The sequence below is a fragment of the Bradyrhizobium sp. genome (assembly GCF_019244115.1).
Classification (GTDB): domain Bacteria; phylum Pseudomonadota; class Alphaproteobacteria; order Rhizobiales; family Xanthobacteraceae; genus Bradyrhizobium.
In genome coordinates this window covers 1-9,315 of record NZ_JAFATE010000263.1, presented here as the reverse complement: position 1 = coordinate 9,315, position 9,315 = coordinate 1, and the positions used below count along the sequence as shown (strand labels likewise).

Sequence of the window (9,315 nt, the reverse complement as noted above, 5' to 3'; positions counted from 1 at the left end):
GCCGTGCTCGGCGCGCAGTGGGTGATCGGCCACGCCGATCCGGTGCTGGCGCGCGCTGCCGAAGATCTGATGGCAAAGATCGCCGACACGGTGCCGGAGCGGCTGCGGCCCTTCGTGCTTGAGCCGGCGAGCCGCGCCCGGCCCTATTGGCGCAAGGAGCCCGACCGCATCGACATGGCGCGGACCCGCTCGCAGATCCACGAAGGCAAGAAGATCGCGCTGCGCTACCGTGACGAGCACGGCCGCGACTCGGAGCGCACCATCTGGCCGATCGCGATCGGCTATCACGAGGCGGTGCGCATCCTCGCGGCGTGGTGCGAGCTGCGCAGCGATTTCCGCAGCTTCCGCACCGACCGCGTGGTGGATGCGGACTATCTCGACGAACGCTATCCGGAGCGGCGCGACGCGCTGCGCGCGAAATGGCGGCGGTCGCTGGTCTGGGAGCACCCGCAGGATGTCTGATGCAAGCGAGGCGATCGCACAGATCTGCCGGTCCTGCGGCGCCTGTTGCGCCTATTCCGCGAACTGGCCGCGTTTTTCGACCGAGGAGGATGCGGCGCTCGACTTGATTCCGCGAGAGCTCGTCAATGCGGCGCAGAGCGGCATGCGCTGTGACGGCGACCGCTGCGCGGCGCTGGCCGGCAGGATCGGTATCGCCACCTCGTGCACGATCCATGACGTGCGGCCGGAGGTGTGCCGGACCTGCATGCCCGGCGATGCCGAGTGCAACATGGCGCGCAGGAGATATGGACTGCCACCGCTCGCCGAACGGATGTCGCCGCCGGCCGGTTGAGCAGTGAAACTACGCGATCGCGGCTTCGACCAAATCGTCGTCGAGATCGTCATCGAGCGGTGCAAGCGCGCGGAGCGGCGTGGTCGACAACGTGATCGGCTTGCGGCCGCCATAGGACGAGACCGGCGCAGGCCGCGCAGCGGGCGCCTCACGGGACAGCGTGAACAGCGCCAGTCCCGCGCGGCCGCCGATCCGGACCAGATCGCGCTCGCTGCAGCTGGTGGCAATCGCGATGGCCAGCGAATGCAGGTGCGCCTTGCGATAGCAGAACAGGGCCAGCATTGCGCGCACGTCGGGCGCGACGCTCTCGACGAGCTGGGGCAGGCCGTTCTGGTCTGCGCGATAGAGTTCGCCAAGCAGTTCATCGCGAACCGGACAGGAGTCGTTTTCGTAGACGTTCTGGCTTGAAAACATGTTCAATTCTCCCTTGTACGGCAAGAATTGGCCTGCAACCTTCTAACGGAAGGTAAACTATTTTCTGAGCGGTAGTCGTACGGAGAGAAAGCACGTGAAATTGCGGGAAGAGTGCTTCATCGGCGACACATGTTCTCGCGCCGCGATCGATCAACAGGATTGATCTCTCATCCCGCGACTCGCGAACGTCAGCCGTTCGCCGCCATGAAGATCGAAAGGCCAAAACCCGTCACGTGATGCAGCGCCTGATCGACGCCGATCAGCGTCCAGAACCACGGATGCTCCGGAGTCATCTTGAAGGTCGACGAGCAGATCCCCTTGGCACGATCGACGGTGATGTGAACAGCAAAATCGATCAGCGCGACGAACCAGAACCGCGGTGCGACGATCAACAGCAGCGCCAAGAGAACGCCGAGATGGATCAGGCAGTGCACCAAGAGCGGCAGCGCCCAGCCGGTCTTCTGGTCCTTGCCGAAGGCCATCCAGGAATTCTGTAGAACGAAGTCGGCGATGATGTGCTTGACGGTAAGGAGCAGCATCCAGCCGACCAGCGCACCAACCGGAATCGACGACGACAGAAGGGGAAACGACAACGTTCGCGTCCTCGCTGGAACCAACCTTTAGGACTGCAGGCGTGCAGCGGAACTCATGCTTAGAACCGGGCGCATGTTGACCTTTTATGACATCTCGGCCTTTTATGACATCTCCCCGCCCGGAATTCACCTGCGGTGAGCCGAAAAAACCACAGGATCGGCCTTGACAGCGGGACAGAAGACCGCGTCGCTGCCGCCCGGCAAGGTTACCCGGCACTATGATGTGCAATCGGAACGCGCCGAATATCATCCGGATTGTACGAAATTGCCATTCTATTTTAAGTCGTTAGCCTGCGGGAACCGTGGGCACGCTTGGCTGAAGCAAAGCCAGAGGCGTGCACATGCAAGCATGCACTTGGCTGGCGTATGAAGAAGACGGTCAAGCGGCCGCGTTAACGGCGCCGCCCATGGCCCGAGCCCTGATCTGCGCGATGCTGCGCTTGAGCGAGGCCTGCCGCGGGTCGGGCATGGCGGCCGCGCGCGCCTCGACGATGGCCCCGGCGAGATCGCCGAGCGGCAACGCGCCGTCGAAGGTCGGCTTCGCCAGCGCGTCGATGATCGCATGCCAGTCGGCCAGCCCCTGGCGGTAGGCATCGCCGTAGCCCTGCACCATGGTGGCGGTCTGGATCACCGCCGACACCGATTGCGGCTGCTTGGCAAGGCAGCGGGCGATCATGTGCAGCCAGCGCTCGACCCACACCCGCTCCTCGGCGTAGCGAATCGAGAACATCCGCCAGCGCCGCAGCCAGGCCTCCATCTTCAGCCGCCGGATCCCCCACAGGCTCGCCGTCGAGAACGGGATCGACACCTGCTTGTGCAGCCAGCCGAGATAGCCAAGCACCGTGAGCACCGGGTCGGCGGCGACGGCGGGAAGCGTGTCGACCAGCTCGTCGAACCGCAGCCTGACATTCTCGACGGAGCGGACGCCGGTCTGGTTGAGCTGGGCGAGCTTGAGCTGCGCGATCCGGATCGCATCCTGATAGGCCATGCGGCTGGCGAGCAGCCGCGCGATCTCGGCGAGCATCGCGGGACTGACATCGACCCTGCCGATAAAGCGCTGCAGTCTCTCGACATAGAGCTTGGCGTAGGCGGCGCCCTGATAGTCCATCAACAGCGAAATGCCGTCGTCCACGATGGACGAGAGGGAATCGGGAAGGCCATCGGGCAGGCGTGGCGGCGTCGTATCCTGCTCGTCGAGGAAATCGGCGAACAGATAGCGAAGCGATGACAACAGGCCGTCGTCGTCCGGCACGCGTGCCTCCTCGAGACTGCTCATGCCGGGCTCGGTGCCGCGGCGGGAGCCTTCACGGTCTCGAGCGCCAGCCGCTCCTCGAGCCTGCCAATGTTCTCAAACAGCCGGGCGCTGACCAGGCGGAGGAAATAGAAGCCGAAGGCCGGGTTCTGCACGTAGAGCTGCTCGACCTGGTCGTAGCTGACCGAGAGGATGAGCCCGTCCGCGGTACATTCGAGCGTCTGGGTTCGCACATTGGACGGCGACAGCATGCCGAACTCGCCCACGATGGCTCCGACCGGCAGTTCGATGCCGGATTCCACCAGGCGGTAGCGGCCGCTGACGATGTAGTACATGCTTTCGGCCTTTTCGTCCTTGTAGAACAGGACCTCGCCGGCCTTGCATCTGCGCTCGGTCATGAACGGCTTCAGCCACTCCATCGACAGATCGCTGTTGACGGATTTCTTCACGTTGCGCACCAGCTGCAGCATCTGGTGCAGCCGGTACACATTGAGCGGCAGCAGCACCGTATGCAGCACCAGCGTCGGGTAATTGTGGATCGGGATCGCGGTCGTAATCAAAACGATGTTGGTCAGAATGGCGAACACGCGCAGCGGGATCATCGTGCGCATCGAGAGTGTCGCGACCACGAAGATCGAGGCAAAAAAGCTGCCAGCAGCGCCTGCGTGCTCGGCAAGGTGGGAAGTATCCATCGGGGCCAACCAGCGTTTGAGAGTGAATGTGGTCTTTGCGGGTTCGTCTCTCCCCGCCACCGAAACGTTCGCGGGACTCTGTCATATAGGGCGAAAAGGCGAGGTTTTGACCGGTAAACGAGGCAATTCCCGCTAAAAATCACCCGTCTGATCGCGAAAGCCGTTGGAATAGTCCGAAATTCCGGCAATCTCGCCGCCGCCATTTTGCGATCGGAACCACGGCGCGGTCTCATACGAATTGACCGCCACCATGGATATGGGGCCGTGCGCCAAGCCGCGTTGACGGGCTTGCCCCGGCCGGGGCAGTTTGTCGATCACGGCCGCGACATGCGAGGCCGGTTCGTGAGCGACAGGCGCCGTCGTCCAATGTCCAAGCCGCTAGCTTTCTCTCCCATTGCACAGTTCGTTGCGGCAACGAGCGGCCGCAATATGACCCGGGCTGCCTATGCCGCCATCGTGATTGGCGTGCTCACCATGGTGCTGTTGTCGATCGACCCGGCCTATGAGGCAGCGCATCGCTGGGGCCATGCCGTGCTGTGGGCGTGCCAGGCCTTCTTCGCGTTCGAATGGCTGGTGCGGCTCCGCTATGCGCTGCGCGGCAGGCGCGTCGTGGCCTATCTGGTCTCGCCGCGTGGACTGGTCGATACGGCGGGGGCCGCCGCGGTGCCGCTGGCCCTGTTGCTCGGCGTGCCGGAGCGAACCGCCTGGCTGCTTGCGGTGCTGTGGCTGGTCAAGGTCATTCCCGGCGTTCCCGGGCTTCGCCAGTTGCGCCGCGTGCTGGTGCAGGAATCCGGGCCGCTGCTCAGCGTGCTGGTGTTCTTCCTGATGGTGCTCTTTCTCGGTTCGGTCGCGGTGTATTATTTCGAACGCGACCTGCAGCCGGCGACGTTCCCGAATGTGCCGGCCGCGCTCTGGTGGGCTGTCGTAACGCTGACTACCACCGGCTATGGCGACGTGGTGCCGATCACGCCGCTCGGGCGGATGGTGGCGGCGCTGGTGATGATTTCAGGCCTCGGCGTGTTCGGCCTGTGGACCGGCATTCTCGCCACCGGCTTCGCTGCGGAAACCCGCCGCGACAATTTCTTGAAAACCTGGGAATCGGTCAGCAAGGTGCCGTTCTTCGCAACCCTCGGGCCCTCGGCGATCGCCGACGTCACCCACATGCTGCGCACCATCGACCTGCCGCCGCGCACGACCATCATCCGCAAGGGCCAGCACGGCGACTGCATGTATTTCATCGCCTCCGGCGAGGTCGAGGTCGATCTGCCCGGCAAGAAGGTGAAGCTCGGCGAGGGCGCCTTCTTCGGCGAGATGGCGCTGCTCGGAAACAATCTGCGCTCGGCCAACATCACCACGACAAGGCTCTCCAAGCTGCTGGTGCTTGATCTCGTCGACTTTCGTCTTCTGATGGCGCGCCATCCGGACCTGGCGGAAACCATCGACGCCGAGGCCAAGCGTCGCACTCAGGAGAACGAATGATGCAAGCTGAGCCCGGTGGAACAGCCGATGCGGCGAGCACCCCAGTTCTCGCCATCGAGGGGGCGCGCGCAACCATCCGACTCAACCGGCCAAGGCATCTCAATCGATTGCAGCCGGAGGATCTCGACGCCTTGCTCGTACTGTTCGACCGCATCGAAGCTGATTCGGCGATCCGCGTTGTGGTTCTGACCGGCACCGGGCGCGCCTTTAGCGCGGGCTATGACCTCGGCTCGATCGGCGACCGCACCGCCGGCGCAGAGAAGCAAAGCGCGGGTAGCGCGTTCGAGATCGTGGTCGACAGGCTGGAGGACCTTGGCGTGCCGACGATCTGCCGGCTCAACGGCGGCGTCTATGGCGGCTCGACCGATCTGGCGCTGGCCTGCGACTTCCGCATCGGTGTCGACACCGCCGAGATGTTCATGCCCGCAGCAAGACTCGGGCTGCACTACTACAAGAACGGCATCCGCCGCTATGTGTCACGACTTGGCACGGACAATGCCAAAAAGCTGTTCCTCACCGCCGAGAAGATCGACGCCAGCGAGATGCTGCGGATCGGCTACCTGACCGCGATGGTCCCGGTCGCAGTGCTCGACGAGGAAGTCGATCGCCTGGCGCGGACGCTCGCCTCCAACGCACCGATCGCGATGCGTGGTATGAAACATACGATCAACGAAATCGCGCGTGGCACGCTGGATGCGGCGGCCGCCGACCGCCGCCACCGCGACAGCATGCAAGGTACCGAGATCAGGGAGGGCATCGCGGCCTTCGCCGAGAAGCGGCCGCCGAGATTCTGACTCTATGCCTACGAGCCGCCTTGTGCTGCCCGCGACCGGTCGTGCACAGGGCGCCAATAAAACCCGTATTTTTACGGTGGCCCGTTCATACAATCTGAACGTGTGTCGACGGAATTCCACCTCGTGCGAGGTTTACTGAAGCTGAAAACCGCGTCAGTCTTCCTGATGTGTGTTCGGAGGTGCCTAAATTCTGATCGCCTCTGAGGTATCTTGAGGTGTTTCGCCGGCGCCGTTCCCTTCAATCTTTCTCGAACGACTGCGCGTATTCGCAGTTGTCTTCAATCGCTGCTCGCGCGGCGCTTCGGATCCCGACACCATTGCCCGGGTGGAATACGTCACCGCGATAAAGATTATGTCTCTGAACATTTCAGCTTGGCGAACGCGCGCACAAGAATCAGGTGACAAACAACAACACGGTTTATTCCACGGAGTTTGCGATTGACTAAAGGTTGTCCTCGTCTAGCTTGATTGTGAGGCCGGAGACAGACGAATGCAGCAACAGGAGCCTTATTGGGGACGGCGCGCGCTGGACTTCGTCGATGCGATCGAGGCGACGGACAGTTTTGCCGGCGTGGTCACGCAGTTTGAGAAGATCATCGGCGATCTCGGTTTTCACGCCTACATCATGGCGCGCATTCCCAGCCCAGGAGAATCGCTCATGCAATCGACTGTCGCCAATGGCTGGCCGCCGCAGTGGTTCGAGCTCTACAACCGGGAGAACTTCAAGGCGGTCGATCCGATCCCACGGCACTGCTTCAATACCTTGAACCCGTTCGAATGGAAGGACGTGCCCTACGATCGCGAGCGCGAGCCGGCGGCGCACAAGGTCATGATGCGCGCGCGCGACTTTGGTCTCAACGAAGGCTTCTGCATCCCGATTCACTATGACGATGCCACCGCCGCCGTCAGCATTGCCGGGGAGCGCCCGTATCTGGACGCGGAAACCAGGAGCGCGCTGCATCTCGTGGGGGTGTTCACGCACAGCCGGCTGCGGGCGCTGGCACGCCCCGCCGCAGCGATGCCCGCCCGCCGCCTGAACGAAATCGAGGCGGAAGTGCTGCGCTGGGCTGCGCGCGGCAAGACCGCGTGGGAGACGGGCCAGATCCTGAATCTTTCGGAACGCACGGTGCGGTGGCATCTCGAGGAGGCACAGCGCAAGCTGATGACGAAGAACAAGACGGCCACCGTTGCGCTCGCGCTTGTCAACGGCGAAATCAATCTCTGAACTGGGAGTTCTTCCAGTGGATCAATTCACTTCGATAGGCATCCTCGCCAACCGACCGAGTCTCAGTTCGAGCGGTGACCGCAATGCCCGATATTCATGTCGTCCGGAAAGACAACCGGCATCTCTATGAAGCCTATTTCGACCCCTATTTCCGTCTGCGCCACGAGATCTACGTCAAGCAGCGCAAATGGATGGCGCTGGAACGGCCGGACGGAAGGGAAATTGATCAATTCGATACCGAAGACGCGGTCTATCTGTTCTGCATCGAGAACGACCAGCTGATCGGAGCGATGCGCGCCATACCAACCCTGATGCCGACCCTGATGAGCGAGCTGTTTCCCTATCTCAACCTTCGCGGGCCGATCCATCGGCCCGACGTCTACGAGCTGTCGCGCATCTTCGTGATCCCGGAACGCCGCGGCGAACATGCGGGGCCGCGCATCGACATGCTGCTGCTGACCGCGATCATGGAATACGGCCTCAGCACCGGACTGACGGGATTTTCGATCGTGCTGGAATCCTGGTGGCTGCCGCGATTCGAACGCTGCGGCTGGAAGGCCCATCCGCTCGGCGTGCCGCACATCATGGATGGCATGTCGGTGCTCGCGGTGCTGGTCGATTGCGACGAGGGGACATGGACGACGCTCTGCAGTCAGATCGGACTGAGCAGACCGGTCCTGACCTGGCGCGGGCTGACAGGGGTCAATCGGCGGAGTCTGCCGGATATTTCAACTCGTGTTCAACCAGCTGCTCAGCAAGCGCAATGAGTTCTTCCCGATGACGGCGATCTTTCAGCTTGAGGAAATATCGCATCAACCTCAGGCCCGAGGCCGTCATCTCGTCCGGCTTCAAGGATGCAAGCTTAGGCGGCATCTGGTCGGAACCCATCGCTGACATTCCGGATCTCATGACGTGACCGAACCATCACTCGACAAAGTCATTGCACTTCTACAATTTTGCATCGTCGACGCGAGGGCTATGCAACTCAAGATTTTGGAGCGAATCTTGTCGATAGCTCTACTTGAGGCATATGAGGCCCAAAGCAAGTCCGGCGCCGAGCAGGGGAAAGGCCACGCCTAGTTGCATATTGCAGCACAAGTGCTCGCGCAACAAGACGTTATAATTTACTAATATAGTGGAGACATTTTGCCCACGCCTAGCTGCCTCCACGCCGGATCCGGGTTCCACCAGTTGCCAATAAACATCACTGTATCGGCAATCGAGGCCCGACCAGTGCGATAAGTGTTCGCCCTGTGCGCGCGGTCCGGGTATCCCAACGAGATACCGCACGGCACCCGTCGCTCGCCGCCAATGCCGAAATGGCTGCGTACGACACCGCACTGGGATGCCAGCGCGGCCTGCGGGATGGTCGCGACCCCAAGCGCCTGAGCTGCAAGCGTAAAGCTGGTGACATAGTCCCCGCAATCGATGGCGCCGTAGACCCCAAGCGCCTCGTCGGTGTCGGCGATCGCGACATGCGGGATCGCGAAGAAATTGAAATTCTCCAGTGCCTGCCTGGCATGGGCGTCGTGGTCGCCCTGGCGATGCCGAGCGCTTTCGCGCCGCCATTCCAGATCGACGCCATGGTATTGTCTTGGACAGGAAAGATCGGAGTTCGCCGGCTGCCCACTCGTGGCGGCCCGAACCATCGCTTTGCGGAACTTTCAGTCGCCTCGCCGGAGCTGATCTCCAGCCGAGGGCTGCGGTTGCACGAGGCACGGTCTTTTGCACCGCGCCATCCTGAATCTCAGATTCCGGGTTCGCAGCGTTCCGCTGCGCCCGGGAATGACCTCATGTCCGTCCCCTGGTCGGGATCTTGTTGAACGGCACGTCCTTGTCGACACGGATGTCGCCGGGCAACCCTAGCACGCGCTCGGCGATGATGTTGCGCAGGATTTCGTCGGTACCGCCGGCAATGCGCATGGAGGGCGAGGAGAGCAGCATCTGCTGGAACTGGCCCCGCGCCTCTTCCTCGTCGGCTCCCGTCAGCACGCCGGCCGCGCCCTCGAGGTCCATCGCGTAAGTCGCAATATCCTGCAGCATGGAACCGGCGACGAGCTTGCCGATCGAGTT

At 62.4% G+C, this 9,315-nt stretch carries 13 protein-coding genes; 6 read left to right on the top strand and 7 right to left on the bottom strand.

Annotated features, from left to right (window positions below; translation table 11 throughout):
• Together JOZ76_RS11860 and JOZ76_RS11855 are read left to right on the top strand one after the other, a co-directional pair.
• Nucleotides 1-462: helix-turn-helix transcriptional regulator (locus JOZ76_RS11860; protein WP_291698810.1), on the top strand; the 462-nt coding region annotated here is incomplete at its 5' end.
• The gene (locus JOZ76_RS11855) at nucleotides 455-793 is read left to right on the top strand and encodes a YkgJ family cysteine cluster protein (protein ID WP_291698809.1); all 339 of its coding nucleotides are present in this window, start codon (nucleotides 455-457) and stop codon (nucleotides 791-793) included. The genes JOZ76_RS11860 and JOZ76_RS11855, both read left to right, overlap by 8 nt.
• Nucleotides 794-802: 9 nt before the next feature.
• Here JOZ76_RS11855 and JOZ76_RS11850 read toward each other — a convergent pair whose 3' ends face one another.
• From JOZ76_RS11850 to JOZ76_RS11830, 5 genes are all read right to left on the bottom strand, one after another.
• Nucleotides 803-1,207: a hypothetical protein gene (locus tag JOZ76_RS11850; protein ID WP_291698808.1), complete on the bottom strand. Its 405-nt coding sequence runs from the start codon at nucleotides 1,205-1,207 to the stop codon at nucleotides 803-805.
• A gap of 188 nt (nucleotides 1,208-1,395) precedes the next feature.
• Nucleotides 1,396-1,746, bottom strand: a complete 351-nt coding sequence (locus JOZ76_RS11845) for a DUF3307 domain-containing protein (RefSeq protein ID WP_291698811.1) — start codon at nucleotides 1,744-1,746, stop codon at nucleotides 1,396-1,398.
• A gap of 433 nt (nucleotides 1,747-2,179) precedes the next feature.
• Entirely contained in the window at nucleotides 2,180-3,076 is an 897-nt protein-coding gene (locus JOZ76_RS11840) for a DUF6537 domain-containing protein (protein WP_291698807.1), read from the bottom strand.
• Nucleotides 3,073-3,744, bottom strand: a complete 672-nt coding sequence (locus JOZ76_RS11835) for a Crp/Fnr family transcriptional regulator (RefSeq protein WP_291698806.1) — start codon at nucleotides 3,742-3,744, stop codon at nucleotides 3,073-3,075. Before JOZ76_RS11835 ends, JOZ76_RS11840 begins: the two co-directional genes overlap by 4 nt.
• 132 nt (nucleotides 3,745-3,876) lie before the next feature.
• Nucleotides 3,877-4,062 (bottom strand): hypothetical protein, encoded by a 186-nt coding sequence (locus JOZ76_RS11830; protein ID WP_291698805.1) that lies wholly within the window; start codon nucleotides 4,060-4,062, stop codon nucleotides 3,877-3,879.
• Nucleotides 4,063-4,110: 48 nt separating this feature from the next.
• On the opposite strand from JOZ76_RS11830, the gene JOZ76_RS11825 reads away from it, so the two are divergent.
• The 4 genes from JOZ76_RS11825 to JOZ76_RS11810 all read left to right on the top strand — a co-directional run bounded on the left by JOZ76_RS11825 (nucleotide 4,111) and on the right by JOZ76_RS11810 (nucleotide 8,009).
• The gene (locus JOZ76_RS11825) at nucleotides 4,111-5,223 is read left to right on the top strand and encodes a cyclic nucleotide-gated ion channel (RefSeq protein WP_291698804.1); all 1,113 of its coding nucleotides are present in this window, start codon (nucleotides 4,111-4,113) and stop codon (nucleotides 5,221-5,223) included.
• The gene (locus tag JOZ76_RS11820) at nucleotides 5,220-6,017 is read left to right on the top strand and encodes an enoyl-CoA hydratase/isomerase family protein (protein ID WP_291698803.1); all 798 of its coding nucleotides are present in this window, start codon (nucleotides 5,220-5,222) and stop codon (nucleotides 6,015-6,017) included. Before JOZ76_RS11825 ends, JOZ76_RS11820 begins: the two co-directional genes overlap by 4 nt.
• A gap of 490 nt (nucleotides 6,018-6,507) precedes the next feature.
• Nucleotides 6,508-7,242, top strand: a complete 735-nt coding sequence (locus JOZ76_RS11815; RefSeq protein WP_291698802.1) for a LuxR family transcriptional regulator — start codon at nucleotides 6,508-6,510, stop codon at nucleotides 7,240-7,242.
• A gap of 83 nt (nucleotides 7,243-7,325) precedes the next feature.
• On the top strand, nucleotides 7,326-8,009 hold the full coding sequence (locus tag JOZ76_RS11810) for an acyl-homoserine-lactone synthase (RefSeq protein ID WP_291698801.1): 684 nt from the start codon (nucleotides 7,326-7,328) through the stop codon (nucleotides 8,007-8,009).
• Between the two features lie 360 nt (nucleotides 8,010-8,369).
• On the opposite strand, the gene JOZ76_RS11805 is transcribed toward JOZ76_RS11810, so the two are convergent.
• Together JOZ76_RS11805 and JOZ76_RS11800 are read right to left on the bottom strand one after the other, a co-directional pair.
• Nucleotides 8,370-8,891, bottom strand: a complete 522-nt coding sequence (locus JOZ76_RS11805) for a nitroreductase family protein (protein ID WP_366938568.1) — start codon at nucleotides 8,889-8,891, stop codon at nucleotides 8,370-8,372.
• Between the two features lie 142 nt (nucleotides 8,892-9,033).
• A partial coding sequence (locus JOZ76_RS11800; RefSeq protein WP_291698800.1) for an acyl-CoA dehydrogenase family protein occupies nucleotides 9,034-9,315 on the bottom strand: 282 nt, incomplete at its 5' end.

Bases quoted from the DNA above. Each gene is read 5' to 3' on its own strand.
- JOZ76_RS11840 (WP_291698807.1), bottom strand. From the start codon at position 3,076: ATGAGCAGTCTCGAGGAGGCACGCGTGCCGGACGACGACGGCCTGTTG.
- JOZ76_RS11835 (WP_291698806.1), bottom strand. From the start codon at position 3,744: ATGGATACTTCCCACCTTGCCGAGCACGCAGGCGCTGCTGGCAGCTTT.
- JOZ76_RS11805 (WP_366938568.1), bottom strand. From the start codon at position 8,891: ATGGTTCGGGCCGCCACGAGTGGGCAGCCGGCGAACTCCGATCTTTCC.
- JOZ76_RS11825 (WP_291698804.1), top strand. From the start codon at position 4,111: ATGTCCAAGCCGCTAGCTTTCTCTCCCATTGCACAGTTCGTTGCGGCA.
- JOZ76_RS11850 (WP_291698808.1), bottom strand. From the start codon at position 1,207: ATGTTTTCAAGCCAGAACGTCTACGAAAACGACTCCTGTCCGGTTCGC.
- JOZ76_RS11855 (WP_291698809.1), top strand. From the start codon at position 455: ATGTCTGATGCAAGCGAGGCGATCGCACAGATCTGCCGGTCCTGCGGC.
- JOZ76_RS11820 (WP_291698803.1), top strand. From the start codon at position 5,220: ATGATGCAAGCTGAGCCCGGTGGAACAGCCGATGCGGCGAGCACCCCA.
- JOZ76_RS11845 (WP_291698811.1), bottom strand. From the start codon at position 1,746: ATGCTGCTCCTTACCGTCAAGCACATCATCGCCGACTTCGTTCTACAG.
- JOZ76_RS11810 (WP_291698801.1), top strand. From the start codon at position 7,326: ATGCCCGATATTCATGTCGTCCGGAAAGACAACCGGCATCTCTATGAA.
- JOZ76_RS11815 (WP_291698802.1), top strand. From the start codon at position 6,508: ATGCAGCAACAGGAGCCTTATTGGGGACGGCGCGCGCTGGACTTCGTC.